At 35.4% G+C, this 26573-nt stretch carries 25 protein-coding genes and 1 tRNA gene; 16 read left to right on the forward strand and 10 right to left on the reverse strand.

Annotation, left to right across the window (positions count from 1 at the left end; translation table 11 throughout):
• The first annotated feature begins 558 nt into the window (after positions 1-558).
• The 3 genes from nuoE (at position 559) to AAGD51_RS06050 (ending at position 2783) form a co-directional block, all read left to right on the forward strand.
• A complete protein-coding gene (gene nuoE, locus AAGD51_RS06040; RefSeq protein WP_010962799.1) occupies positions 559-1059 on the forward strand; it encodes an NADH-quinone oxidoreductase subunit NuoE in 501 nt (166 codons plus the stop codon).
• On the forward strand, positions 1060-2274 hold the full coding sequence (gene tgt, locus AAGD51_RS06045; RefSeq protein ID WP_236514558.1) for a tRNA guanosine(34) transglycosylase Tgt: 1215 nt from the start codon (positions 1060-1062) through the stop codon (positions 2272-2274).
• Positions 2275-2465: 191 nt separating this feature from the next.
• Complete coding sequence (locus AAGD51_RS06050) at positions 2466-2783, forward strand: hypothetical protein (RefSeq protein ID WP_010082444.1); 318 nt, start codon at positions 2466-2468, stop codon at positions 2781-2783.
• A 6-nt stretch (positions 2784-2789) separates the two neighbouring features.
• Here AAGD51_RS06050 and AAGD51_RS06055 read toward each other — a convergent pair whose 3' ends face one another.
• On the reverse strand, positions 2790-4061 hold the full coding sequence (locus AAGD51_RS06055) for a M16 family metallopeptidase (RefSeq protein WP_236514557.1): 1272 nt from the start codon (positions 4059-4061) through the stop codon (positions 2790-2792).
• Between the two features lies 1 nt (position 4062).
• A complete protein-coding gene (locus tag AAGD51_RS06060) occupies positions 4063-4680 on the reverse strand; it encodes a superoxide dismutase (RefSeq protein ID WP_151807956.1) in 618 nt (205 codons plus the stop codon).
• 943 nt (positions 4681-5623) lie between these two features.
• Here AAGD51_RS06060 and AAGD51_RS06065 point away from each other — a divergent pair.
• From AAGD51_RS06065 to AAGD51_RS06095, 7 genes are all read left to right on the forward strand, one after another.
• Positions 5624-7030 carry a cytochrome ubiquinol oxidase subunit I gene (locus AAGD51_RS06065; protein ID WP_006280502.1) on the forward strand — a complete coding sequence of 469 codons (1407 nt, stop codon included), beginning with the start codon at positions 5624-5626 and terminating at the stop codon, positions 7028-7030.
• Positions 7023-8045 carry a cytochrome d ubiquinol oxidase subunit II gene (gene cydB / locus AAGD51_RS06070; RefSeq protein WP_010962802.1) on the forward strand — a complete coding sequence of 341 codons (1023 nt, stop codon included), beginning with the start codon at positions 7023-7025 and terminating at the stop codon, positions 8043-8045. The genes AAGD51_RS06065 and cydB overlap by 8 nt, the downstream gene beginning before the upstream one ends.
• 250 nt (positions 8046-8295) lie before the next feature.
• Positions 8296-9180, forward strand: a complete 885-nt coding sequence (gene era, locus AAGD51_RS06075; protein WP_077188232.1) for a GTPase Era — start codon at positions 8296-8298, stop codon at positions 9178-9180.
• The gene (locus tag AAGD51_RS06080) at positions 9173-9994 is read left to right on the forward strand and encodes a 3'-5' exonuclease (protein ID WP_006279435.1); all 822 of its coding nucleotides are present in this window, start codon (positions 9173-9175) and stop codon (positions 9992-9994) included. The genes era and AAGD51_RS06080 overlap by 8 nt, the downstream gene beginning before the upstream one ends.
• 207 nt (positions 9995-10201) lie before the next feature.
• A complete protein-coding gene (locus AAGD51_RS06085; protein ID WP_236514555.1) occupies positions 10202-12169 on the forward strand; it encodes a porin in 1968 nt (655 codons plus the stop codon).
• Positions 12170-12692: 523 nt separating this feature from the next.
• Positions 12693-13412 carry a DUF2163 domain-containing protein gene (locus tag AAGD51_RS06090; RefSeq protein ID WP_236718472.1) on the forward strand — a complete coding sequence of 240 codons (720 nt, stop codon included), beginning with the start codon at positions 12693-12695 and terminating at the stop codon, positions 13410-13412.
• A 31-nt stretch (positions 13413-13443) separates the two neighbouring features.
• Positions 13444-13530, forward strand: a tRNA-Ser gene (locus tag AAGD51_RS06095).
• A 106-nt stretch (positions 13531-13636) separates the two neighbouring features.
• Here the strand turns inward: AAGD51_RS06095 and AAGD51_RS06100 are convergent.
• The 3 genes from AAGD51_RS06100 to AAGD51_RS06110 form a co-directional block, all read right to left on the reverse strand.
• Positions 13637-13888, reverse strand: a complete 252-nt coding sequence (locus tag AAGD51_RS06100; protein ID WP_022626339.1) for a hypothetical protein — start codon at positions 13886-13888, stop codon at positions 13637-13639.
• A complete protein-coding gene (locus tag AAGD51_RS06105) occupies positions 13858-14007 on the reverse strand; it encodes a hypothetical protein (protein WP_285520262.1) in 150 nt (49 codons plus the stop codon). The genes AAGD51_RS06100 and AAGD51_RS06105 overlap by 31 nt, the downstream gene beginning before the upstream one ends.
• Positions 14008-14287: 280 nt before the next feature.
• Positions 14288-14563, reverse strand: coding sequence for a transposase (locus tag AAGD51_RS06110; RefSeq protein ID WP_236514554.1), 276 nt, complete (start codon positions 14561-14563; stop codon positions 14288-14290).
• A gap of 260 nt (positions 14564-14823) precedes the next feature.
• On the opposite strand from AAGD51_RS06110, the gene AAGD51_RS06115 reads away from it, so the two are divergent.
• From AAGD51_RS06115 to AAGD51_RS06130, 4 genes are all read left to right on the forward strand, one after another.
• Complete coding sequence (locus tag AAGD51_RS06115) at positions 14824-16206, forward strand: IS66-like element ISWen3 family transposase (protein WP_341810389.1); 1383 nt, start codon at positions 14824-14826, stop codon at positions 16204-16206.
• Positions 16207-16412: 206 nt separating this feature from the next.
• Positions 16413-17522, forward strand: a complete 1110-nt coding sequence (locus AAGD51_RS06120) for a PQQ-binding-like beta-propeller repeat protein (RefSeq protein ID WP_077188230.1) — start codon at positions 16413-16415, stop codon at positions 17520-17522.
• Positions 17515-18903: a dihydrolipoyl dehydrogenase gene (gene lpdA, locus AAGD51_RS06125; protein ID WP_236514553.1), complete on the forward strand. Its 1389-nt coding sequence runs from the start codon at positions 17515-17517 to the stop codon at positions 18901-18903. The genes AAGD51_RS06120 and lpdA overlap by 8 nt, the downstream gene beginning before the upstream one ends.
• 2 nt (positions 18904-18905) lie before the next feature.
• Positions 18906-19838, forward strand: coding sequence for a tyrosine recombinase XerC (locus tag AAGD51_RS06130; protein ID WP_006279615.1), 933 nt, complete (start codon positions 18906-18908; stop codon positions 19836-19838).
• Here AAGD51_RS06130 and AAGD51_RS06135 read toward each other — a convergent pair.
• The 5 genes from AAGD51_RS06135 to grxC form a co-directional block, all read right to left on the reverse strand.
• Positions 19783-21282, reverse strand: a complete 1500-nt coding sequence (locus AAGD51_RS06135) for an ankyrin repeat domain-containing protein (RefSeq protein ID WP_077188228.1) — start codon at positions 21280-21282, stop codon at positions 19783-19785. The two genes, AAGD51_RS06130 and AAGD51_RS06135, sit on opposite strands and share 56 nt — an antisense overlap.
• Before the next feature lie 85 nt (positions 21283-21367).
• Positions 21368-22306 carry a thioredoxin-disulfide reductase gene (gene trxB, locus AAGD51_RS06140; RefSeq protein ID WP_077188227.1) on the reverse strand — a complete coding sequence of 313 codons (939 nt, stop codon included), beginning with the start codon at positions 22304-22306 and terminating at the stop codon, positions 21368-21370.
• On the reverse strand, positions 22293-22892 hold the full coding sequence (locus AAGD51_RS06145; RefSeq protein ID WP_012673206.1) for a peroxiredoxin: 600 nt from the start codon (positions 22890-22892) through the stop codon (positions 22293-22295). The genes trxB and AAGD51_RS06145 overlap by 14 nt, the downstream gene beginning before the upstream one ends.
• Before the next feature lie 875 nt (positions 22893-23767).
• Entirely contained in the window at positions 23768-24640 is an 873-nt protein-coding gene (locus tag AAGD51_RS06150) for a hypothetical protein (RefSeq protein WP_007550039.1), read from the reverse strand.
• A 115-nt stretch (positions 24641-24755) separates the two neighbouring features.
• A complete protein-coding gene (gene grxC, locus AAGD51_RS06155) occupies positions 24756-25094 on the reverse strand; it encodes a glutaredoxin 3 (RefSeq protein ID WP_007550037.1) in 339 nt (112 codons plus the stop codon).
• 68 nt (positions 25095-25162) lie between these two features.
• Between grxC and ribF the strand changes: the two genes are divergently transcribed.
• Complete coding sequence (gene ribF / locus AAGD51_RS06160; RefSeq protein WP_010082493.1) at positions 25163-26095, forward strand: riboflavin biosynthesis protein RibF; 933 nt, start codon at positions 25163-25165, stop codon at positions 26093-26095.
• On the forward strand, positions 26092-26568 hold the full coding sequence (gene lspA / locus AAGD51_RS06165) for a signal peptidase II (RefSeq protein ID WP_006279329.1): 477 nt from the start codon (positions 26092-26094) through the stop codon (positions 26566-26568). The genes ribF and lspA overlap by 4 nt, the downstream gene beginning before the upstream one ends.
• Positions 26569-26573: the final 5 nt, after the last annotated feature.

Here is a 26573-nt window from a genome sequence, read left to right on the forward strand (position 1 = left end):
ACGCATTTTTCTCCTTCTTCGCTAATTCCTTCTTCAGGAAAGATAACTCCAACTTTATCTATTTCAGCTGAATCTTCTATTAATGTGAGAGATAATTGATCTTTGAATTCATTTGCTACGCTGATATTTGTACCACATTCGTATGTTTTTGATTGATATAATGGACTAATAAGTAATTTTACTTTACTGCTCCCATTACCATTATCTTGATAGCTGAGTCCGTAAGCAACTCCATTCCCCTCAATTAATTCTACGTTTGTTGGATTAAAACCTATCGCTTCTTTAATTTCCGGTGTATTTGAGTTGATCCGAGTAATCTTCTTAATATAGACATAATTTTATTTAAAATATTAATAAAATGCTATTATGATTACTCCTGTGTGTTAATGTCAATGAAAATTTTAACTAAAATTAAAAAATTAATATAATATTTTATACTAAAAGGTAAATATAAGCTTGAAGAGGGCTAAGAAGCTTTATGCTATTTCTCAAAAAACCAACAATTGCAATCATTGGTTCTACAGGTATAATCTGTTAAAGTTTACACGAGTCTCATGAATGATAGAAAAAGAAGAGCAGTTTAGTTTTACATCAGAAAACCTCAAGAAAGCGGGAAAGTTTATAGAGATGTATCCCAAAGGTAGAGAAGGTAGTGCTGTTATGCCTTTACTATATCTGGTTCAAGAGCAATGCGGATGGGTTTCTGAATCTGCTATGCGTTATGTTGCTGATATGCTGCATATTCCACATATTCGTGTATATGAAGTGGCAAATTTTTACACCATGTATAATTTAAAACCAGTAGGCAAATATCTAATACAAATTTGTAGAACAACTCCTTGCTGGTTGTGCAATAGTGAAGAAGTTTTAAATACCTTTAAAAAAAAACTTGGAATCAATATCGGTGAGACTACTAAAGATAATTTGTTCACTTTAAAAGAAGTTGAATGCCTAGGTGCATGCGTTAATGCTCCCGTTGTGCAGATCAATAATGACTTCTATGAAAATCTTACTCCTGAGAAAGTAGAAAACATCATAACAGAACTTTCAGGCAAATAGATGAAAGAAGAATTTTCATTCAAGAGAATCAAGCAATCAGGTTCTGCAAGAGTTGGAACAATTAAAACTCCAAATGGAAGCGTAGAAACCCCCGCTTTTATATTCTGCGCAACAAAAGCTGCAATTAAAGCTGCAGATATTGAAAGAATAAGTGAAGCTGGTACCCAAATCATACTTTCCAACACCTATCACCTAATGCTTCAACCAGGAGAGAATACTGTTGCAAAACTTGGTGGTTTGCGCAAGATGATAGGATGGAATGGGCCAATGCTAACTGACTCAGGTGGATATCAGATATTTAGCTTAGGCCACGGATCAGTTTCGGAAGAGATAAAAGGAATAAGAAAAAAACAAAAAACTTTGATCAAAATTAATGAGGATGGGGCAATTTTTCGTTCTTACATTAATGGTAAAATTTATTGCTTAACTCCTGAAAAATCTGTACAAATTCAACAGAAATTAGGTGCAGATTTAATCCTAGTTTTAGATGAATGCACTCCATTTCACGTAAGCAAAGAATACACAGCAAAATCAATGCTCATGAGCCACAGATGGGCTGAACGTTCTTTAAATGAATTTGGAAAAAACAATAATGGCAAGCAGGCACTGTATGGAATTAGTCAAGGCGGAGTGTATCAAGATTTACGTAGAGAAAGTTGTGATTTTATCAACGATTTGCCATTTTTTGGTCAAGCAATAGGTGGATCACTTGGTCAAAGTAAAGAGCAGATGCATGATGTAGTTTCTTTCACTATGGACCACCTGAAAAAAGACAGGCCTACTCATTTGCTTGGTATTGGTGGAATTGTGGACATCTTTCGCGGAGTAGAGCTTGGAATTGACACGTTTGATTGCGTGCATCCAACCCGCTTAGCAAGGCATGGTGGCGCACTTGTTAAAGTAAAAAACAGAAATTCTATTTCTTCAAAGTGCAAAGAGCATATTAATTTGCGGAATCAACGATTTGAGCTGGACAACAACCCAATTGAAAGTGACTGTTTATGTTTTACCTGCAGAAAACATTCAAGAGCTTATATACACCATTTACTGAAAGCTAAAGAGCTCCTGGCTTACACGCTCGTTACCATTCATAATATTTTCTTTATGAATAAGTTAATGGCATCAATAAGGCAGGCTATATTAGATGATAGGCTAGATCGGGAGAAAAATAATTGGATTAGTGAGACACCACTACACTGTGAATTATACACCTAGTTCATATTTTTCTACGCTTATTTTATATTCCCTAAAACAGAAAAAGCCTTCCTCTTCCTACTCTTTCTTCCTTGGCTAATCCATAGTTAGCGTTTTTTGCACATGTGCGTTGCATTTTTTAATCTTCTTTAAAAACTTGACAATACATGACAACACTGGTATGTTAAAAATATAGTTTTTGTGAGGTATTTATGGTTAACAATAAAGAAAAACATCAAATAGCGTTTTGCGTTTCAGCCGTTACATTCTTAGCTGGGTTATCATTAATCGCAACTGCAATTGCAGTGGGTACCGTACCTGCTATAGCTGCTTGTCTAGTGATAGGAGGAATTTTGACTGTCTTGTCTGGTGTGCAAGCAGTAGAAAGCTATTTATTTTTACGAAACAGCGAGAAAACTTTGAATAAACTGATAAGTAATATACGCGATGAACCAGAAAGCAAACTTTTTATAGAAAGGATTTTGCAACCGTTCATTGAACTTTTTAGTGAGCTTAAGCAACATAATTAAAGTACACTAAGCTTTAAGCATAGAAACCACTTTATCGTAACTTGGCAATGATTCAATTTCTCCAATTGCAGCTAGAGTGGTTTTTTCATGCTGAGATAACAATTCTTCTGCTGCTTTTTTTACGTTAGCAGTGGTAACTGCACTAATTTTTTCTATTAATTCATTTTTACTGATGTACCTATTATAGTTACCGTAGTAGTGTCCCAATGTTTCAGCACGTGAGCTAACACTTTCGCGTGACATTAAAATTTGGGATTTTACTCGCTCTTTCACTCTATTTACTTCTTCTTCCTTCAGATCATCTGTAGACAACTTCTTCAACTCTGTCGTTATAGATTTTAAAAGCTTATCTAAGTTACTACTGTCTGTACCAGCAAAAATGGAAAACATTCCTGTATTAGTATAGCTGGAATTAAATGAATAAACAGAGTAAGCTAATCCCTGCTTTTCCCTTACTTCCTGGAATAAACGTGATGACATTCCGCTCCCTAATATAGAATCAAGCACTTGAAACGTGTGATATTTATCGTCATGGCGAGAAACACTAGGTAGACCAATTAGCAAGTGTACCTGATCTAATTTACGATGTTCTAAATACTCACCACCAGTACAGCTCGCATTTTGGCTTTTTTTCAGCTTTTTAGAATGAATCTTTGAGAGAAAATCTTTGGTTAATGCAACAACTTCTTCATGTTCAACATTTCCTGCAACGGCAAATAGCATATTCTCACCAAAGTAATGCTCATTTATGTAATTATCTAGATCTCCTCGAGTAAAAGATTTTACAGTATTTTGCGTGCCTAAGATTGACCTACCAAATGGTTGGTCTTTATAAGCTGCCTCAAAATATTTGTCGAAAATAATGTCACTTGGTGAATCATTAGTTTGAAAAATCTCTTGTATTACAACACCCTTCTCACGTTCCAATTCATCTTCTGGAAACGTGGAATTCATCAATATATCTATTAATATATCAATACCAGTTTTTATGTCTTTCTTGAGGACTTTTGCATAATAGGTGGTGCTTTCCCTACCAGTGCTGGCGTTGAAAACCCCACCTATGTCATCAAAAGCTTTTGCAATTTCAAATGCAGTTCTTGTCTTCGTCCCTTTGAAAGCCATGTGTTCTAGAAAATGGGATATTCCATTTTGATTTGCACTTTCCGCTCTACTGCCAACACCAACTCGTATGCTTAAAGCTACGGAATCAACATCACGCACCTGCTCAGTTATTATGCGCAGACCATTATCTAATTTTGTTACCTGGGGTACATTCATCTTATGTGTTCTTTTTTAAATTCTCTTCTGCAAAATCCCAATTAATTAAATGGTCAAGGAAAACTTTTATGTAGTCAATTCTACGGTTTTGACAATCTAAATAATAGGCGTGCTCCCACACATCCATAGTGAGTAGTGGCACTTGGCCATAAATTATTGGCAAATCTGCATTTGGAGTCTTGGTGATTTTGAGCTTTCCTAACCTACCTTTTTCGAGCACTAACCATACCCATCCACTGCCAAACTGGCTTACTCCATGACTCGAAAATTCTTCATAAAATTTATCAAAGCCACCGATATCGTCTTGAATTTTTTTTGCTAGAAGACTACCATCTTTAGGCTTACCACCACCATTTTTTTTCATTGAATTCCAATAAAAAGTGTGATTCCAAACTTGTGCTGCATTATTAAATATAGGCAAGTTGCCGCTATTACCATGCACTTTTGTTATTAATTCCTCAATTTTTACATGTTGATAATCCGTATTTTCAACTAGCTCGTTGAGTTTATTTAAATATCCTTTATGGTGCTTATCATAATGAAAATCTAAGGTTTTTGCAGATATATAAGGCTCCAAAGCTGTTTTATCGTATGGTAATTCAGGTAAAGTAAAACTCATAAAAACCTCTTTATTTCTAACCTACTTGGATGGTAGGGCAATATATGCTTTTGTGCAACATATAATTAATAGCTAAAACATTTAGGTATCTATTGCATTATTCTAAATTATACTACAATAACGATTATCATATAAGCCATAGAAATGGATTAAATGCAAAAGTTACTTGACACCCTTCGCCAACCCCCTTATCATGAAAGTGAAGCTATTTATTTATCTTCTCTGTACAGATTAAATGACAAAAAAACTCACGTATCTGGCGTCTCATGTTTAATTTTTTGCACTATGTGCACCTTATGTCTTATAAAATTTCTACCTACATAAGCTGAAACGCGCTTATAAAGCGTTTAAAACATAAAAAAACGCCAACTTAAAAAATGGATAGTGAATAACTAGCTACCCTAGGGTTTCTTTTGCCTTTTTTTCTGTTTAGTAAATTTCTTAACGTTTATAATTTAGATTAGTTGCGGTTTAAAAGCAACTAAATCGCGGTTATTAAGCGTTTAGAATAAAAAAACGCCATACTTGAAAGTATAATGTAAGTAATTAGCCAACCACGGGGCTTCTTTTGCCTTTTTTTTCGTTTGGTAAATTCCTTAATGTTTATACGGAAGGTGTCATTCCAGCGCGTGACGCTGGAATCCCAAAAAAAGGATGATGTCATCCGAGTAGCTGACACTGGGATGACAAAAAAAGGAGCACTGGGATGACATCATAGGGGCGCTGGCCTGACAATCGTCATTCCGCTACGTGTTAGCGGGATCTAGAGATACCGTGACGGTATGACAAGGGAGAACAGTTGTATTCCTGCACAATTTATTCTCATGACAAAAACGTCTTAACTTTCTCTCTACTTTTTCTGGATAAGGTCAATTTTGTGAAAAAATGGATTGAATTATAGGCAGATTTGGCTATTATTTGTAATACATGGGTATTAGGTAAAATGTTTAAATTTGATCCTTTATTATTAGCTCGAATTCAGTTTGCCTTCACAATAGGCTTTCACATTATATTTCCTGCTTTCACGATCGGGCTTGCAAGTTTTCTAGCCTTTTTGGAATGGTGTTGGCTTAAGACTGGTGATACACGTTTCCGTGATGTTTATAAATTCTGGATCAAGATTTTTGCCGTTGCTTTTGGCATGGGAGTGGTATCTGGAGTTGTAATGTCATATCAACTTGGTACCAATTGGTCGATTTTTTCTGACCGCATAGCCAATGTTCTCGGCCCTCTATTTTCCTTTGAGGTTTTAACAGCCTTTTTTCTGGAGGCATCTTTTTTGAGTATTATGCTATTTGGATGGAATAGAGTAAGTTCTCGTATGCACTTTGCTTCTACTTGTATTGTTGCAGTGGGAACGCTTATTTCAGCTTTTTGGATTATTGCGGCCAACAGTTGGATGCAAACACCCGCTGGATTCACGATTGGTGAGAATGGTCTCCTATATCCAACCAATTGGTTAGAGATTATTTTTAATCCTTCTTTCCCTTATCGCTTTATTCATATGGTAACAGCAGCCTATCTTACAACAGCTTTTGTGGTTGGTGGTGTAGGAGCATTTTATCTTTGGAGAAAACGACATGCTCCTCAAGCAAGAATTATGCTTGGTATGGCAACCATTATGGTAGCTTTAGCTGCACCATTTCAGCTGTTCATGGGAGATAGGCATGGATTAAATACACTAAAGCATCAACCTGCTAAGATTGCTGCAATGGAAGGTATATGGGAAACCGAAAAAGGGGCTGGCTTACTTTTATTTGCTTATCCGGATCAGCAAAATGAAATTAATCACTACGAGATAAAAATTCCTAATCTTGCCAGCTTGATCTTAACACATGATTTTTTAGGAGAAGTAAAAGGATTAAAGGAATGGAAAAAAGAAGATAGACCACCTGTAGTATGGGTATTCTGGTCCTTCCGTATAATGGTTGGAGTTGGAATTTTAATGATCATAATTGGGTCAGTAAGTGTTATACAGTATCTTCGTGGCAAATTATTCCAAAGTTGTTTCTTACATGGATGGTGGATATCAATGATGCCGTCTGGGTTCATAGCGTTACTTGCAGGTTGGTTTACTACTGAAATTGGCCGTCAACCTTACACTGTATATGGAATTATGCGCACAATTGAATCATTTTCATCTGCGATTACCGGTCCTCAGGTTGCATGGTCTTTGATTGCATTTATCGTTATGTATACCCTTATATTTGGAGCAGGTAGTTACTATATTCTGAAACTTATATACAAAGGAATTCCTGTCATTAAAGAAGAAGAGCAATTTTATAAACACGGTATTGGAGCTTCAGTGATTGATGCTGGTACATCTGGAAAGGACAACAATCATGTTTGATTTTTCTTCCTTAATTAATTTACCCCTAATCTGGGGATTACTAATTGCCATAGCTGTTTTACTGTATATTTTAATGGATGGGTTTGATTTAGGTATTGGTATTTTACTTCCTTTTGCACCGTCAGATAAATGCCGTGATCACATGATAAGCTCAATTGCACCATTTTGGGATGGAAACGAAACATGGTTGGTATTGGGTGGTGGAGGGTTGTTTGCTGCTTTTCCTCTTGCATATTCAATATTAATGCCTGCTTTTTATATTCCAATCATTATTATGCTGCTTGGCCTTATAGTGCGCGGAGTATCCTTTGAGTTTCGTTTTAAGGCAGAAGGAAAATACAGGCGATTATGGGATTATGCCTTTCATTTTGGGTCACTTGGTGCTGCATTTTGCCAAGGCATGATTTTAGGTGCATTTATACATGGTGTAGAAGTAAACGGACGCAACTTTTCTGGTGGCCAATTTGATTGGGCAAGTGCTTTTAGTGTAATGACAGGCATTGCTGTGATATTTGGATATGCACTTTTAGGTTCTACATGGCTCATAATGAAGACAGAAAATATAACACAAGAATGGGCACGCAAGGTTGCTTCTTATACGCTTGGTTTTGTAGGTATTTTCATGGGACTAGTGAGTGTAGTGACACCATTTTTAAATGAACGTATTAAAAACTTTTGGTTTAGTATGCCAAATTTTTATTATTTATTTTCTATTCCATTACTCACATCTTGGCTATTTTTCATGCTGTGGTTTGATCTTCAGAATACTAAACGGGAGTACCGTCCATTCTTTCTCAGTATTGCTATTTTTTTTATGGGATATTTAGGTTTAGGAATTAGTATCTACCCATGGATTATACCTTTTCAATATACCATTCTGGATGCAGCTGCTTCTGGGCCAAGTTTATCTTTAATGCTCATTGTTATAATACCGCTTTTACCAATCATTTTAACTTACACTGGTTATTGCTATTATGTCTTTCGTGGAAAATCAAATTATGAACACACATATTAAGGAGTTAGTGACCTTATGGTTAAAACGTTACCCTTAAATCAAGCAGTCGTTCTGGCAATGGCGTCAACTCAAGAACCTTCATTAGCAAACCCTCCTATGGATTTTCTGAAAAGTTTTTGAGTATATTGTATTTTTAATTTGTAGAATAAGTTTTTTTCCTTTTTGCATGCTAACCAAAAAGGGTTCTGTCATCCTTCTTGTCATATAAGTAGCTTGACGCGGGCATTCAGTTTTCTTTATAATTTTCTTTGTGAAAGAACAAAAATGCTTATTTGTAACCATAGCTGGCTTACCAAATGCTGGGAAGTCTACATTAATTAACAGCATCATAGGCAAGAAAATTGCAATTGTCACCCCTAAAGTGCAAACAACAAGGACGCAAATAAGGGGTGTTGCAACATGCAACAACACACAAGTTGTCTTTACTGACTCCCCAGGAATTTTCTCAGCAGAAACAAAACTTGAAAAAGCTTTAGTCAAATCTGCATGGTCGGCAGTTAAGGATAGTGACATCACTTTGTTGCTTGTTGATGTAAGCAATTATTTGAAAAATATAGAAAGAATTAAGACTATATTTATGCGGCTGCAGCGCACAAAAGGCAGATGCATTTTGGTTATCAATAAAACTGATTTGGTAAAAAGGCCTGAATTAAAGATGGCGCATGAGCATCTGAATTTGCTTTATAAATTTGAAAAGGTTTTTATGATATCAGCATTAAAGAATGATGGACTTTCTGATTTGATGAATTACTTGTCTGAAGTTGCATCGGTGAGCCCCTGGTTTTATGAAGAAGATCAAATAACCGATTCCTCGACAAATTTTTTATCAGCAGAAATTACGAGAGAAAAATTATTCTTGAACTTGCGTGAAGAATTGCCATACTCTACAGCTGTTATAACTGAACAATTTGAGGAAAAAAAAGATAAGAGTTTAGTCATCAAACAGATCATATTTGTGTTGAAAGATAATCATAAAAAAATAGTACTAGGAAAAGATGGCAGTAATATTAAAAAAATTAATATCGAAGCGCGTGCTGAACTAGAAAAATTATTTGAGTGCAAGGTACACCTCTTTTTATTTGTGAAAGTGCGACCTTGGATCGACCGTCCGGAGGAGTATATAGGCAATGCTTAATTCTTTATTGGTATTTGATATTGAAACTATACCAGATGTAAATTCCTGCAAAAATTTACTCAATATTAGTGATGATAGTAGTGTAGAAGAGAAGAGGGATGCATTAACAAAATATCATCTTGAAATAACAAACGGGCAAAACTCTTTTCTGCGTCAGCCTTTTCACCTTGTTGTAGTTATTAGTTTTTTACTTTGCAATATAAGCTACCAGAGTGGTTATGAGGTGTTCACACTGCAAGAAATAAGATCTGGAGGCACACTAAATTCCAGTGAAAAGGAGCTAGTGAAAGGATTTTTTAACTACATATCAGAGAAAAAGCCAAGATTAGTTTCGTTCAACGGACGCACTTTTGATATACCAGTGCTGAAGTATCGTGCTATGGTCCATGGCATTCAAGCAGAATATTTTCATAAAGCTGGCGATAAGTGGAATAGTTACAATCAGAGATATAGCAGTGATTGGCATTGTGATTTGCTTGAATCCCTCTCTGATTTTGGAGCTTCTGCGAGAGTAAAAATGAACGAAGTTTGCGCAGCATTTAATCTTCCTGGTAAGATTGGAGTTGATGGGTCACAAGTTATGGACTTATACGATAGCGGCAAGATACAAGAGATTCGAGATTATTGTGAAACAGATGTAATTAACACTTATTTGATTTACTTAAGGTTCATGCATCATCAGGGACGGATTACTACTGAAAGCTACAACAAAAGTGTGGAAGAGCTGCTTTTAGAGTGCGAAAAAAAAGAATACCTAAAGAAATTTAAAGAAGAATGGCAAATAACTTGTGGTGGAAAAATTTTACTTCCATAGAATAAATAGTCGAGTTATAATGCACTAACAAGCGAACCTCTGTACTAAATTTTGGTTAATATACACGTTGAGCATATTAAGAAAGTTGCTTTTAAGGTATTGCATTTTACTTTTATTTTCGTTATAAGGTTGCTTTAAGTTGAATTTTCAACATTTTTATACTATTTACATTTAAGATATGATTTCGAAATTTTTTGGGGGCACTTCATGAAAAAGTCTATGTATACTAGAACTGCTATAGTTTCTTTATTAACTTTATGTTCTTTCAGCAGTTTTGCAGCTGACTTTCCTGATGAGAGTATGAAGGAAATAAAAAAGCAAGAGAGCACAAAAACTTCTGGAAAAACAGAAGTTATGAAAACATCAAATAAAAAACTGAAAGAAAAGATGGACAGAATATGTAATGCTGATCCAAGAAAAAAAGCTGAAGAGCTTAAGAAAAAGGAAGAGATGAGATTAGCAGCCGAGCAGAAGAAAAAAGAGGAGATCAGGCTAGCAAATGAGAAAAAAGCAAAGCTTATAGAGGATTCAAAAGCGAAAGCTCTAAACGCTAAGAATTCTAATATAGAAAAAGGTAAAGTTTCAAAAACTAAGCGTTCTAAAACTAAGAATGCTAAAGTTGAAGCTAAAGATGTAAAGAAGGATATAAAAGTTGTTAACAAAAATACAGAGGAAAAAGGTAAGGCAAGTCCTGTTGTTTCAGTTGGTGGAGTTGATATTATCGATACCAATCAAGGGCAAAGTAATTTAAGAATAACTTTTGGTGGTGTTGTTGATGCTCAAGGTTATGGCAAAGCTGGACCAAGTGGCGCAGATTATAAACGTTATAACGTTATGCCAAACAGATCTACAGAGTATTATAATGCCACTCCAGATATAACAAAAGGAGCAAATCCAATATTCTATGAAGGAATAGGAAATATTGGTGATTACAGCAACGATATGGGTATGATTGCTGATGCAATATTGCACCTCAGAGCAGAAAATAAGAATGAAGATTTAGGTCTTCTTTATGGTGCTGACGTGCAGTTTCATGTCCCAGTGACCGAAGGTAAGGGAGCTTCACAGGGTGTTTATGCTGCAAAAGGCAGAAGTGCGCATGTGTTTGTTAACTCAAAATATGGTGACGTGAAGCTTGGTTACCAATTTGGTCCTGAGGCTCTGATGAGGCTTGATGCAACAAGAATTGCGACTGTTGACGGAGCTGCAGATAGTGACTGGTTCAGAAAAGTGAACTTAGAAGGAAGCGCTGCTAGCTTTCCATTTTATGTAACACCACGTCTTTACACTGAAAGTTTTTCGAGTGAAAGTGAAAAATTCTCTTTCCGTATGGCAGGGAAATATAACAAAGGCGTTATGACTACACTGCCATTTAGAGTTGCTTACTACTCACCAAATTATATGGGCGCAAGGTTTGGCATCAGTTATGCACCTCGTTATGATAGTAGCTTGTTTATTGTGAAAGAAAAAGAAGAGAAAAACGGTAAGGTAAAAGATAAGATAAGGCATGTCGGTCCAGACTATGAGCACATAGTAAGTGCTGGTGCATCATATGAATATGACTTTGATAAATATAATGTAAAAGTTAAAACTTCTGCAGTTGGTGAGTATGGTCAAGCAAAAAAACTAAATAAAGATAAGCATGTTTATAATGAATATGTAGAGTACAATGACCTTATGGGTGTTAATTTGGGTGTAAGCGCTGATTATAAGATTAATGAAGATCAAGGCGTAAAATTTGCTGCCTCTTTTGCATACTTGGGCAAATCTGGTCAACCGAAGGGTATTAAAAAATTAATTGGTGATACCTATACGGAAATTGATAGTAAAGATGCTACTGATGGCAAAAGAGTGGAAGGGCTGAAAGCTCAATTTGGTAAAGATAGTATAGATACCATGTATTGGACTGTAGGAGCTGGGTATCAACATGAGAATATCTACACAAGTTTGACGTATTTTGGCAGCAGAATGAATGACAAAGATATGCTTCATGATGGTGCACTTGGCGTTCAATATGATCTGTCTCCTGCATGCAGTAAGAGCAAATTTGTTCCTTACGCAGCTCTCCATTATTTTATGACTAACGAAACAGGTAAGCTGAAAGATGAGTCTGATGCTGATGTACCTTCTAACCAAGGAATTCTCCTTCTTACTGGTGTGAAGTTTTCTTTCTAACCAGCCAGTACACACCACAGTTAACTGTGGTGTATTCTTGTCTGTTAGTGTTTATTTGTCGATCAAATAAACATATGGTGTCCTCTCTCCTGTCATCCCAGTGCGTGACACACAACTGTACGAACATTGTGATTTGAGGACACTCCACCAAGAAGGATGTCATCCCAGTGCCCAGACACTGGGGTCCAGCTTTCCATGCAACTTCATCAAAAGCGTTTATTCAGCATAAGATCAGCCACTTTTTATGCTCACCAAATCAGTTTGCTTACTTACAAGCAAAATTTCCTGGATTCCAGTGTCAAGCACTGGAATGACACCCTATGGTCACCGGAATGACGCTTTATGGCTACTTAGATGATGAGAAAAGAACACACTGCCCTTATTCTACTGGCCGTATAGCTACTTTCAAATTTAATCAATTAAGCAAGAGGCCCCTATGCAAACCACACTAAAAAATCATTTAGCTGGAGAATTACTTACCACCGCTACGTGCTAGAAATTAAAGCTCGCAGGTGGAGAAGTAATGGGATTCACTGACTATGATGAAGATTTAAATATTGATAATATACTCTATAAATCTTCAAGTGGATTTACAGCCAGTAGTATAATATTAAACAGCGATTTAAAAACTGATAATCTAGAAATTGAAGGGATATTAAATAGTGCTGATATTAAAGAAGAAGATGTTTTATCAGGAAAGTACGACTTTGCAAATATTGAAATATTTCTTGTGAATTATAAAGACTTGACCCAGGGAACAATGAATCTACATTCAGGAATTTTTGGTAAAGTGACATTAAGTAGTGGAAGATTTATTGTTGAAATTAGAGGGCTTTCAGCAAAGCTTGAGAGAAGCATAGCAGAATTATACTCTCCTGCATGCAGAGCACAATTTTGCGATGATAAATGTAAAGCCGATACTAAAAAATTTAGTAAAATAAGTACAATCACTAAAGTAATAGACGAAAGAAGATTTGAAGACACGAATTTAACTGAGAGTGATGAATATTATAAGCACGGAGTAGTAAAATTCTTTGGCTCAATAGCGTTTGAAGGTGTAGTAAAAGAATATAAAAATAAAGTAGTTACGTTGTTTACTTCGCCTCCATACCAAATTTTTGCTGGAGATAAATATTCAATACTCGCAGGTTGCGATAAAACATTTCCAACTTGCAGAAGCAAGTTTAACAATACTGTGAATTTTCGTGGTGAACCCTATATACCAGGTTTTTATATTGTTTAGCAGTACAATTTTCAATATTATGAATAAGCATGGAAAGGTGGCTGAGTGGTCTAAAGCACACGCTTGGAAAGCGTGCACATATGAAAATATGTCGGGGGTTCGAATCCCCCCTTTTCCGTATGTTACTTCTAGAATAGTATAAAACCCCCGGTCGCGCACACAACTGTACGAACATTGTAATATGGTACAATGTTACAACTATGCGGTGGTAATTTACGATAAATTCATGTAGCCATTTCAAATTTAGCCATACCAATGTCAGTAAATTGATTAAGCAAATAACACTTGAGTAGCAGTTCCTTCCCACGATTAATTTCAGATTTGTTCCGAAAATTAAACCCGAATGTTTGTTTCAGTCGCGAGAAAAAACTTTCTACATAAGATCTTTTTCCGTAGTTTGTTTGCCTTTTCCACCTCTTCATTCCATCTTCGCTGTATGACTTTATTAGTCTAATTGCAGCATTTCTCTCTGCCATACTTTGGATGCTCTGCTGCATTGTTTTTTTGGAGGAATTTTTGTCTTTATGCCGCATTCATCACACAATTTATAGAGTTTATGTCTGTCATATGCTCTGTCTGCATATAGTGCTTTTATGGCATGCTGAAAATTAACTCCTTTAAGTAAATCGCAAGCTCCATAGTGATCAGACCGTTACTGTATTCTGCAGCTATGGCTTTTTTGCTGTTTATATTCAACATTACATGCAATTTTCTTGTCTGTTCATAGCCACGATATTTTCTGTCAGCGCTATTTTCCTTGCTGTGTGTTGTTATAAATGCTGATGCTTGTGCTATCTATGGCAATTTCGATATCTTCCATATTATTTTTATCAATTCTGCAATCATTGATCTTAATATTAAGTTTTTTTTGAAGCTTACGAATAGCTGATAACTGCCAAATCTCTTCCTATTTGTTGCAAATATCCTTTTATAAACCCGACTGTTTGTCTTAAGCCAATTCTAAAAAGATTAACGATTATATGCACTAAAATCACAACTTTATCACTATAAATATAGTTGCCGCCCTGCATTTTTGGACTATTTTCATACCAATTTTCGATAGCTTTATCGATGTAACGAAAAATATTTCCTCTTTTTTCTAGAAATTTGTTATATTCATGGCAGTTACTAACTCTCATTTTTTGTGGCATATTTTTCCTTAAGCGGTTAAATGGCTATTTTATAATGAATTTTGTCAGTAGCCACCAGATTTTTTCAGTTGCGATGCAACAGAGCCATCCCAGTGTCAAGCACTGGGATGACAGGAAAAGAGGCTATTTGGATGACATCTTTCTTCTTGGTATAAATTACTTTTATATCTCAATGTTCGTACGTATCCGTTCAGCGGAGTGGCAGAATAAGGTAGACAAGGTGATCTAAAAAGATAATCATAGAGCAAAAGTGAAATAATATGGTAAACCTTTTAGAACTTTGCAAAAATTTACAGCAAAAAATAGAAAGGTTAGAAGCAAAAATAGAAAGATTGGAAAAAGAGAATGAAAGTTTAAAAGCAGAAAATAAGGCTTTAAAGATAGAAAATGCTGAGTTAAGAGAAAGACTCGGTTTAAGCTCAAAAAATTCATCAATACCAAGTTCCAAAGAGTTGTATAAAATAAAAAAGAATAAGCCGAAAAGCGAAAGGAATATTGGCGGTCAGGTTGGTCATAAAGGAAGTTTTCGCGCCAACATGGATGCAGATAAAGTAGTAAAGATAGAGTTGCCTAATACTTGCGAATGCGGAGGAGAAATTGCAATATGTGAAAAACCATATATTCATCAGAAAGTTGATCTTCCAGAAATCAAGCCTTATGTAGTGGAATATCAGTTAGAACATGGCCGTTGTCGGAGATGCGGAAAGAGAAGAAGTAGCAAGTTACCGGAAGGTGTTACGCCAGATACATTTGGTCCAAGGGTTAAGTCAATAATTGCAGCGTTCAGCGGATTCTACAAAAATTCAAAACGCGAAATAGCGAGTGTCGTAAATGATATCTTCAATTTGAACATAAGCGTCGGTAGCATATCAAATAGTGAACATAGAGTTGCTTCAAAATGCAAAAAAATGTATGAGCAGATCGAACAAGAGATAAGTAGGAGTAAAGTTCTACATATTGATGAAACGAGCCATTATAACAAAGGTAAACTCGCTTGGTGTTGGATGTTTGCAAGCAATACGGCAAGTTTTGTAAAATTTACAGAGTCAAGAGGAATGAAAGTTTTACAAAATAGTAAATTCTGCAATCGCAATAGCTTGGTAATAACTGACAGGTATGCAGCATACAATTATTTTGCCGATAAAAACAGGCAAATCTGTTGGGCACATTTATCAAGAGATTTTGAAAGATTAGCACATAGTTGGAATATTGAAGTTAAAGTTCTGGGTTGTTACTTGAGAAACGTGGCCACTGAATTATTTGCACTAAAAAAAGCTTTACTAAAAAGTGAGATAGATGTTTTGAGGTTTGTCAGACGTGCCAGAAAATTAAGAAAACGTACAAAGTATTACTTGAAGGAGATATCTCGTTTACCTGAAGCAATTGGAGCCTCTCGAGTTGCAAAAAATGTTCTGAGATCTGAAAGAATGATGTGGAAATTTTTAGATGACCCAGAAAATATTCCGCTGACAAATAACCACGCTGAACGGCAAATTCGGCATTATGTCGTTTATCGCAAAAACTCATATTTTACACAATCAAAGCGGGGAAATACATTCCTTGAGCGGATAATTTCATTATACTTAACTTGGAAACAAAGGAGTCTCAATCCTTTCCAAAATCTCCTATCTATTGTTTCTTAAACCACTCTCCTGAACGGATACGTTCGTACAGCTATGCACGTTGCCGCATAGTGGATGAGGTGTACTACCTCTAAGAGTATACATTATCTCACATAATAATATAATATTTCGTTCATAAATCAACGTTTTTAACATGCAGCAAGAACATTTCCGTTGTAATTAAGGTTCTTAAGATGTATATTAATGAATCTTGTTTTCAATAAATAATGAAAGTAATAATTGTCATGATAATGTTATTGTGTAGCAGTTACACAATGGCAAGCGAGAGAATAAGTCTAGTGGATAAAAAACTATCTCAAGGATATGTAGCTCCAGTGCTTACAGAAAATAGCGTTATTTTATCAGACAAGCACGGCGCTTTATATTCCTTTGATATTGATAACTCAAAGGCTATGAATTGGAAATTACACCTCTCACACAGAAAAAAAATTAGTAACATGAGCCTATTGCGTCACAGAGGAAACGTTTTCTTTATAGTGGATAACGTTCTACACACAATAGATGCAAAAACCGGCAAGATTCAGTGGGAAAAAGAATTGAGAGCTCCAGTAAGAGAGAAAGCAGCAGTAATAAACAATAAATTGGTAGTATTGACTATTGATAATTATCTGTACGTGTTTGATATAAAAGATGGCAGCTTCGTTTGGGCTTATCAAAACGGTATCAATGAGGTTCGAGGTTTGTATTCCATATCGCCAGCAATTTCTAACGATAAAATAATAGCGCCATTTTCAAATGGTGAGTTAATAGCTTTTAATGAAGACGGTAAAAAATTGTGGAGCCAAAAATTGGCTACAAACCTTTTGGATACACAGCTCACAGATGTAACTACTACACCGAGAGTGCTTGGCGATACTTTAATAGCTACAAACAATTCTTATATTTATGGTATTGACGTAAAATCAGGGAATATTTTATGGTCAAAGTCACTGCAAGTAAAAAGTGTATCAGACATTGAATCATATTACAGTCCTCTTATTCCTCCAAAGGAGCAAAAAGAAGGCGGAAGAATTTTTATAGTTACTAAAGACGATAAAATAATTGGCCTGGATATAAAAAATGGAGAAACAGTCTGGGCATCTGATTTAATAGAAAATACGCAATTGTTTGCTCCAATTATGCATGCCCATACACTGTGGGTGACAAGCAATAAAGGTTCAATGTTTGCTTTTCCGGGATCTGAAAATGCAGGAAAGGTAGTCAAAGTACCTGGCAATGTGTTTCACACTCCAGTGTTTACTCACGATAAAATATATGTAACAACTGAGGGAAAAGGTGTTTATTCTTTAGAAAATAGGTTTGTTCTTTATGATTGATTATGACCTGATTGTTATAGGTGGTGGTCCAGGTGGTTATAAGTGTGCTATCGCTGCTGCAAAACTTGGATTGAAAGTTGCCTGCATAGATAAAAATAGCATTTTTGGTGGTACGTGCCTGCGGGTTGGGTGCATACCCTCCAAAGCATTGCTCCATTCTTCCTATCAGTATGCTCACACGAAAAATGATCTGTCGAAGTTTGGCATAAAAATTAAGGACGCAAGTTTCGACTTAAAAGAAATGCTAGGCTATAAGGATGCCAGAGTTCAGGAACTTGGAAAAGGTATAGAATATCTGTTTAACCTTCACAAAATCACTAAAGTCAATGGGCTTGGGGAAATTACTTCTTTTGACCAAGGTAATCTTGAAGTTTCAGTTGAAGGTAAGGTGCTGAAGACAAAAAATATAGTAATTGCAACCGGTTCTGACGTTATTTCTTTGCCAGGAATTAATATCGATGAGAAAAGTATTATTTCTTCCACCGGTGCACTATCTTTAACTGAAGTACCAAAAAAACTTGTCGTAATCGGAGCCGGGGCAATAGGGCTTGAAATGTCTTCTGTATGGAGGAGGCTAGGGTCTGAAGTCACTGTAGTAGAATTTTTTGACAGAATCGCTGCAGCAATGGATGGAGAATTAAGTAAGTCTCTATTTTCTAGTCTACAAAAACAAGGAATAAAATTTTTACTTAGCACTAAAGTTGAGGAGATAAAACAAAGTAGTAACTCTTTGAGTGTGAAAGTTTGCTCTGCTCAAGATAACCAAACAAATACTATAGAAGCAGATAAGGTGCTGGTTGCAGTAGGTCGCAAACCATGCACTGAGAATCTTGGTATTGATGAAAAAATAGAAAAAGATAATCGCGGTTTCGTTCAAGTTAACAACAGATATGAAACTAATGTGAAAGGAATATTTGCTATTGGTGATGTGATCGGTGGAGCAATGCTTGCTCATAAAGCAGAGGAAGAAGGGGTAGCAGTTGCAGAGATAATCGCTGGGCAAGTACCTCACGTTGATTATGGAATCATACCATCTGTCATTTACACTCACCCTGCGGTTTCTTCGATTGGTAAAACCGAAGAGGAACTCAAAAATGCTGGCCGTGAATACAAAGTGGGTAAGTGTCAATTTGCTGCAAATGGCAGAGCAAAAATCACTGATGATGCTGAAGGATTCGTGAAAGTGCTGACTTGTAGCAGAGCAGATACAATACTAGGTGTGCATATCATAGGAGCATACGCTGATACGCTAATCAACGAAGCAGCGGTTGCAATGGCATATGGCGCAGCAGCAGAGGATATATACAGAATTTGTCACTCTCATCCTGATATAAATGAAGCCTTTCGAGATGCGTGCATCGATGCTTTCTTTAAAAAATAATTGTGGACCTCGGTTCAATCATTGAAAAATGGTATGAGTGGCTGAGGTGCAACAGATCTTATTCACCAAACACTTTAGAGTCATACATGAGGGACTTGAAGGATCTTATAAGTTTCCTAAATACTCACATTGGTGGAGAAGTAAATGTCGGCACTTTGGAAAAATTGAGCGTACCTGAGTTAAGAAGTTGGCTTACCTCTCGTTACGCAAGAGGTGTGAATGCAAGATCTAACGCTCGTGCATTGTCAGTAATCAGAAATTTTTTCAAGTACATAAAAAACAACTACAATATAGACAATGAAGCTGTATTTTCCTTATCAAGGCCAATTCAGAGAAGAACTTTGCCCAAAGCATTATCAATACCTAATATAAAAACTTTATTGAAAGAAATGAAACTATCCGATCTGGGCGAATCTTGGGTGGTAAAAAGAGAAATTGCGATTATCGTCCTGCTATATAGTACAGGCTTAAGAATCAGTGAAGCGTTGAACCTTAGGGTTAGTGATATTAACAATGAAAGTTTAATAGTAACAGGTAAGGGAGATAAACAAAGGCAGGTATTCATTCTTCCGGTAGTAAAAAAATGTATACAGGAATATGTAAAAACCTGTCCTTATCTTGGCATTAATGATGAAGCACAATATCTTTTTTTAGGAGTAAGAGGAAAAAAATTGGGAAGAACTTATGTGGCTAATCGTTTGCAGAAAATAAGGAGAATATTAAATCTGCCAGAAATCTTATCTCCACATGCATTTCGTCATAGTTTTGCTACTCATTTGCTTCAGGAAGATATTGACATAAGATCAATACAACAACTGCTTGGTCATTCGAGTCTTGAGACCACTCAAGTTTACACTCACCTCAATTATCAAGATGTTTTTAATATGTATAAGAATTTCCAACAAAGTTTGGAGAAGAAGCCAAAACCCTTGTAACTCGAGGATTATCTGTGGCACTACCAGGTCCTATGTCTTTTTCATCTCCTTTGTATAAAAAATATCCTACTAAAAGAAGAACCAGTGCAACTGCTGTAAGACAAGCACCTATTACTGGATAATCGTATAAAACTGCTAAACATGCACCAACAGCAAACGCTCCAGATAATACAAAAGCAGCAGAAGCGTAGTTGCTTTGTTTTTTACCAGGAGAAATTGCTTGCGAGGGTTTTTCGTTTTTATTACTCAGACTTTCAGTACAGAGCCGTCTATTTTCTGATGAAAGCCTATCTCTTTCTTCAGTCAGTCGAGCTACTTGATTAGTAAGAGCGCTAATCCTTGCTTGCTGACTTAATTTCTCTTGCTTTGCACTATCCAGCTCTTGCTCTGTTTCTGCAAGTTGAGCTTTTATTTTTTCAAGCTCAATTACAACTTCTTGAAAAGCCCGCTCAAAACCTGCTGGTATATTATTCGTATTTGCCACAGGTTGTTCCACACTTGCAGGAAATTTTTCATTTAGATAATTTTTAATGGACTCGATTGGATTATCAACATTTCTCAATGCAGCAGTAACAATTGCACGATTTATGAAGCAATTATCCTTTACCAATTCTTTTACATCATCTAGATCTTTTCTATTAATAGTACCGGTTAATCGCTCTTTAATGGCTTGTTCAATTATTTGCTTCACCCATGGATTTTTCTCTATATCTTGTATTGGCTTTATTTGACTAAAATCTAGGTCTTTATGTTTTAAAAGTTTAGTCAATACTTCTTCGTTATCTTGTGTTATTCCTCGTAAACACGATTCGATAATTAAGCTAAGCGGTGTTTCTATTTCTTCATTGTAGGTTCTTTTCCAGCAATTAGGGTTAAGCTCTTGATTTAATAGTCTTTTCGCTTGGTAAATATTTCCGCTAGAAAGAGCATCTAATAATTCTTTTCCTTTTCGTGCTTTTGTTATTTCCATTGTAAGATGCGAAAAATCTTTCCTCTGCTCTCTCCCAATTTGTTCAATATATTCTTTAGGAGTATAACTTCTGTGTGTCCCATAACGATCTCCATAAGAATTTTCAGTGCCTAGACCTAATTCAGGATGTCTAAGTAACATCTGTACAAAATTCCTATTTTCCATGCGAAAGGCTAGATGTAGAGCTGTATTGCGTTCTTTAGTTTCTTGAGCATTAATATTTAAACTTTGATGTTGTAAAAGCAACATCATCATTTTTAAGCATATAGGGCTGTCATCACCATTCATGATAATAGTCATTAGTGGTGTATATCCCTCATCAAACGCATTAACATCCGCATCTCCTTCCAAAGCTTGTCTAAAATCTTCTAGATTTTCATCATCAATAGCTTTAAATAACTTTTGTGTCGGTGCATCTAGAGTTCTCTGATATCTGTAACCATTAGTATTTGTCCTATTCTCTCCATAAAGCATATTAAACCCATCTAATAATTTACTAACATAATTATGTAAAAGAAAAGGAAAATTGCAAGCAATTTATCTAAAATCCTAGAATTAACTACGACTCCAAAAACTTTTCTGCATCAAGCGCAGCCATGCATCCTGTTCCTGCTGCAACTACTGCCTGACGATATACCTTATCTTGAACATCACCTGCAGCAAACACTCCTGCTTTACTAGTTAAAGTTGTTCCAGGTTTTGTAATTATGTAACCCTGTTCACCCATTTCAACAAAGCCTTTAAAAATACCCGTATTTGGTGCATGCCCAATTGCAATGAACACTCCATCGACTTTCAATTCTTGAGCTTCCGTTGATTTAACTATAATACCAGTAACTTTCTTCGGATTTTCTTCTCCAAGAATCTGCTCTACGGTATGGTTCCACATTACTTTTATTTTATCATTTTTAAAGAGTCTATCTTGCATTACTTTTTCCGCTCTTAATTTATCACGCCTGTGTATTAATATCACTTCTTTGGCAAATCGAGTTAAAAATATTGCTTCTTCAACAGCAGTATTTCCACCACCAATCACGGCTACAACTTTATTCCTAAAAAATGCACCATCACAAGTTGCACAAGCCGAAACTCCGTAACCTTGAAATTCCTTTTCACTCTTGAGACCAAGCCATTTTGCTTGCGCACCGGATGCAATTATAATTGCATCCGAGTAGTAGTCATTGATATTACCCGAAGATCTAAATCTATACTCATTAGAATCCTCAAGTTGTTCAACGCTTTTTATCTCATCATCTATTATTTTTGCTCCAACCTTTTCTGCATGCAACCTCATCTGCTCCATTAGTTCTGGACCCTGTATTGAAACAAAACCAGGATAATTTTCAACATCTGTAGTAATTGTAAGCTGACCACCAGGCTGCATTCCCGTTACTACAATTGGCTCTAAGTTTGCACGTGCTGCATATATAGCGGCAGCATAACCCGCTGCCCCAGATCCAATAATAAGAACTTTTGTACTAAATTTATAATTCTTCACTGTATGAGTTTAGATAATCAGCTACTCCTTCATCGCTTGCCTGCATTGCTGGCTTACCTTTTTTCCACCCTGCTGGACATACTTCACCATGCTCTTCATTATGTTTAATTGCATCAACGATTCTAACGAATTCATCGATATTACGCCCTAAAGGCAAATCATTTATCGATTGATGACGTACAATAAATTTATCATCAATAACGAAAGTTGCTCTCAGCGCAATTGAGTCATCATATAAGACCCCATAGTCTCTTGATATAGACTTTTTGATATCAGACACTAAAGTGTAGCTAATCTCTCCAATACCACCATCATTAACTGGAGTGTTTCGCCATTTATAATGTGAAAATTTTGAATCTACACTTATTCCTATCACTTCAACACCACGCTTTGCAAACTCATTTATTCTATTATTGAGCGATATCAATTCAGTTGGGCAAACAAAAGTAAAATCAAGTGGATAGAAAAAAAGGACAGCATACTTATTTTTTATGCGCTTACTCAGACAGAAATCATCAACAATTTCTCCGTCAGAGAGAACAGATGAAGCAGTAAAATCGATAGCAGATTTTGTTACAAGATTCATAATTAACCTATTCTTTTAAAATAACTTCAATTTTACATCTTGATAAACTTATATGCAAGTTTTCTTTGGTTTTAGTCCTATAAAAACTTCCTAAAATAGCTCTTCTTTTTTACCGATAAGATACAATCCAGGTTGGAATACTGAGTTGGTGAGTATAAAATTCTACGTCATGCCACCGCGAACCGTCATACCGCCACGAACCGTCATACCACGATTCATTCGCGGTATCTCTAGATCCCGCTAACAAGTAGTGGGATGACGGTTGTCGTTTAGCTATAAATGTTAAAAAATTTACCAAACAAAAAAAAGGCAAAAGAAGCCCCGTGGTTGGCTAATTACTTACATTATACTTTCAAGTATGGCGTTTTTTTATTCTAAACGTTTAATAACCGCGATTCAGTTGCTTTTAAGCCGCAACTAATCTAAATTATAAACATTAAGAAATTTACTAAACAGAAAAAAAGGCAAAAGAAACCCTAGGGTAGCTAGTTATTCACTATCCATTTTTTAAGTTGGCGTTTTTTTATGTTTTAAATGCTTTATAAGCGCATTTTAGCTTATATTAGGTAAAAACCTAGAAGTTTTATAAAGACATAAGGTGCACATAGTGCAAAAAATTAAACATGAGACGCCAGATACGTGAGTTTTTTTGTCATTTAATCTGTACAGAGAAGATAAATAAATAGCTTCAGTTTCATGATAAGGGAGTTGGCGGAGTTTGTCAAGTAAGTTTTTCGCTTCTGCGGGCTACTTGAATAACGGCTACAATGTTCATACAGCTATGTACATAGCTGGAACCCAAAAAAAGAACCAAGTAGCCAAGGCTACTTGGATGACAAAAGGTAATACAAGAAATCTATTGGCTCTCGTATATCTTAGTGAAACTTAACAAGTTTATCTATAGTTTTAGTGATGATTCTTGGAGTATCCGGAGAAACTGCTGAGCTCAGCCTATTTAACCGCTCTATAGCGAACTCGCTATTCTCATTTGCTATGAAATCACATAAAATATTTTCTATATCCTTAGTAACACTTTCATGCTTTCTCAGAGGATGATTATGTGGATACCTACTGATGGTTTTGATACTGGAATACTCAACAAAAGCTTGATCCTTAAAAGCAAGTTGTCTCAATTTCTCTTTGAATTTTCCTTCTTCCTCTTTTGCTAAAAGGCGAGACTTTATCAGTGATTTTATAATCAAATTTATAGCTTGATGTATTTCAGAATGCACTATAACTTTAATGGTATTTTCTTCTACTATACAATCATAAATATTTTTTTCGCTCTGTAACGACTCTATTAATTTCTTGCTACTTTGTGAATTCAATTCCAAATTCTCCTCACTCATAGGAGTTATTATGAAGGTGTTCTTACTCACTCTGATGTTAAATTGTGGAGAGCCTTCAGAAAAGGAAAATGCTACATCCTTAAATTCAAGTGCATGATTGTATGCAGCAAAAAGGGTGTGTGCTATAACACTGCTGGGCACCTTCATTCCATGTTTACTCAGGTGGTTCAATACATTTTCAACCTCATGATATGTAAAGTCTGTATCTTTTAGCAATTCAACAACTTCTATGCCGTTGTGTTGTTTATACTCTATTCTCACTTCTTCTGTAAAAAGTGTTTTAGCTGCTATATGTTTATCAAGCACTGTGAAAATCTTGATGAAATTCTCTAAATCTTGTTTGTTAACTAATTCGATACTAATTAAGTTTCTGCTAATAATTGAAATATTTTTTGTCATTTTTTCCCACTAAAAAAACTCACTGAATGAATTGTATTTTTAATTCATTAAGAATTGTTTAAAGTGAGCATACTAGTTTTCATTTACGTATTACACGACAAAACAAGATAAAAAGTTACATAAAATCATCATGTGGTATAACACACTCTCCACATTCATCATTGCTGTTTGTGTAGGTTGTGACATCAGTGTGATTGTCATTATTATTTAGCATATCATCCAACTTTCCTTCTTTTTCAAGATCCATCAATTTGTCACACCCCCCAATGTGCTTATCGTTGATAAAAATCTGTGGAACTGTTCTAACGTTATACTTTGATTTTATGTCGTTAAATAGATCTGAGTTTTTGAGCACATCAATTTCTTCATACTTCACACCTTTTTTATCTAGTAAATCCTTTGCCCTTATGCAGTATGGACAGCCCTTCTTTACATATATCACAACATTTTTCACAATTTATCTCCGTAGCTTACTAAAATATAGTTATTATATATAAGAAACATGTAAAAACATCAAATTGTATGAAAATTATTTATAATTGTGAGCAAGGGATAGAAAATAATATAGCACTAACCTTCGGAAATTTCGATGGCATTCATTTAGGACACGAGTTTGCAATTTCTACTCTAAAGAAGGTAGCACAAGAAAGAGGATTACCCTCTGCAGTTTTAACTTTTGAGCCTCACCCATCAACTGTTTTATTTGGTAGAAACAATTTTAGGTTAATAGACCAAGAACAAAAAAAGGAACTAATCAGCAGCTATGGTATAGATTACTTATATATTATTAATTTTAATAGAGGTTTTTCTGAGGTTAGCTGCGATGACTTTATCAGTGAGATTTTAATAGATAAATATGGCGCTAAACACATAATTGTCGGAGAAAATTGCACTTTTGGTCATAAACGATTGGGTAATATATTAACTCTAGAGAAATATTCTGAAATATATGGATACTCTTTGACTAAATTAGAGCCATTAACAATTGACGGCAAAATTTGCTCTTCTTCTTCAATAAGGGAGTATGTACAAAGGGGCGAAATAGAAATTGCTAATAAATTGCTCGGCAGGCCTTATCAAGTTTCTGGTGTTGTGACAAAAGGTGCATGTAGAGGTAGAGAAATAGGATTTCCAACCATAAATATTCCTATAGAAGATTGCATGATAAAACCTAAGTTTGGCACATATTACGCTAGAGTGACTTTTCCTGATAGTAATCCAAATTGGTTATATGGAGTAGTCAATATTGGTATGAGACCTACTTTTAAGGATCTGAAAAAGCCTATAATAGAAATGCACATATTCGATTTTGATGAAGACGTATATAGTCATAAAGTCAATATACAACTTTTAAAATTCATAAGGTCAGAAAAAAAATTCCATAGTATTGAGGAGTTAACAAAACAGATAAATTATGATATACTTAAAGTTTATAGGTTAAAGGCAAATTTATGAAAAAGTTATGCTTAGTTGTTATATTAATTATAGTATTGATTGACCAAACGAGCAAATTGTACATAAACTCATTGATTGATGAAGGAGAATCAATTGAGATCGCTAGTTTTATAAAACTAGTTGAAGTTTGGAATTCAGGTATTAGTTTTGGAATGTGTAGCGCTTTACCACATGGCGGTTTCTTTTTTTCAGCATTTTCAATACTAATAATTGGTATACTTGCATATTTGATATACAAGTCTGACGATCAGTCAACTTACCTTGGTTTTTCTCTGATGATTGGTGGAGCAATCGGAAACGTAGTTGATAGGATCTATTGGGGAGCTGTATATGATTTCATATATTTTCATATTGATGATTGGTATTGGCCAGCCTTTAATTTAGCAGATTTATCTATAGTTTGTGGAATGTTTACATTGTTATATAAGTGGTATATATACGATATGCTTATTTCTAAACAAAATGAGGAATAAAATAA

The organism is Wolbachia endosymbiont (group A) of Volucella bombylans (assembly GCF_964026965.1).
Lineage (GTDB): Bacteria > Pseudomonadota > Alphaproteobacteria > Rickettsiales > Anaplasmataceae > Wolbachia > Wolbachia pipientis.

Bases quoted from the DNA above. Each gene is read 5' to 3' on its own strand.
- cydB (WP_010962802.1), top strand. From the start codon at position 7,023: ATGTTTGATTTTTCTTCCTTAATTAATTTACCCCTAATCTGGGGATTA.
- AAGD51_RS06100 (WP_022626339.1), bottom strand. From the start codon at position 13,888: ATGGCAGAGAGAAATGCTGCAATTAGACTAATAAAGTCATACAGCGAA.
- AAGD51_RS06060 (WP_151807956.1), bottom strand. From the start codon at position 4,680: ATGAGTTTTACTTTACCTGAATTACCATACGATAAAACAGCTTTGGAG.
- AAGD51_RS06080 (WP_006279435.1), top strand. From the start codon at position 9,173: ATGCTTAATTCTTTATTGGTATTTGATATTGAAACTATACCAGATGTA.
- AAGD51_RS06065 (WP_006280502.1), top strand. From the start codon at position 5,624: ATGTTTAAATTTGATCCTTTATTATTAGCTCGAATTCAGTTTGCCTTC.
- AAGD51_RS06055 (WP_236514557.1), bottom strand. From the start codon at position 4,061: ATGAATGTACCCCAGGTAACAAAATTAGATAATGGTCTGCGCATAATA.
- AAGD51_RS06120 (WP_077188230.1), top strand. From the start codon at position 16,413: ATGAAAGTAATAATTGTCATGATAATGTTATTGTGTAGCAGTTACACA.
- AAGD51_RS06150 (WP_007550039.1), bottom strand. From the start codon at position 24,640: ATGACAAAAAATATTTCAATTATTAGCAGAAACTTAATTAGTATCGAA.
- tgt (WP_236514558.1), top strand. From the start codon at position 1,060: ATGAAAGAAGAATTTTCATTCAAGAGAATCAAGCAATCAGGTTCTGCA.
- AAGD51_RS06115 (WP_341810389.1), top strand. From the start codon at position 14,824: ATGGTAAACCTTTTAGAACTTTGCAAAAATTTACAGCAAAAAATAGAA.
- nuoE (WP_010962799.1), top strand. From the start codon at position 559: ATGATAGAAAAAGAAGAGCAGTTTAGTTTTACATCAGAAAACCTCAAG.
- AAGD51_RS06050 (WP_010082444.1), top strand. From the start codon at position 2,466: ATGGTTAACAATAAAGAAAAACATCAAATAGCGTTTTGCGTTTCAGCC.
- AAGD51_RS06090 (WP_236718472.1), top strand. From the start codon at position 12,693: ATGGGATTCACTGACTATGATGAAGATTTAAATATTGATAATATACTC.
- AAGD51_RS06135 (WP_077188228.1), bottom strand. From the start codon at position 21,282: ATGCTTTATGGAGAGAATAGGACAAATACTAATGGTTACAGATATCAG.
- AAGD51_RS06085 (WP_236514555.1), top strand. From the start codon at position 10,202: ATGAAAAAGTCTATGTATACTAGAACTGCTATAGTTTCTTTATTAACT.
- lspA (WP_006279329.1), top strand. From the start codon at position 26,092: ATGAAAAAGTTATGCTTAGTTGTTATATTAATTATAGTATTGATTGAC.
- ribF (WP_010082493.1), top strand. From the start codon at position 25,163: ATGAAAATTATTTATAATTGTGAGCAAGGGATAGAAAATAATATAGCA.
- lpdA (WP_236514553.1), top strand. From the start codon at position 17,515: ATGATTGATTATGACCTGATTGTTATAGGTGGTGGTCCAGGTGGTTAT.
- AAGD51_RS06145 (WP_012673206.1), bottom strand. From the start codon at position 22,892: ATGAATCTTGTAACAAAATCTGCTATCGATTTTACTGCTTCATCTGTT.
- AAGD51_RS06110 (WP_236514554.1), bottom strand. From the start codon at position 14,563: ATGCCACAAAAAATGAGAGTTAGTAACTGCCATGAATATAACAAATTT.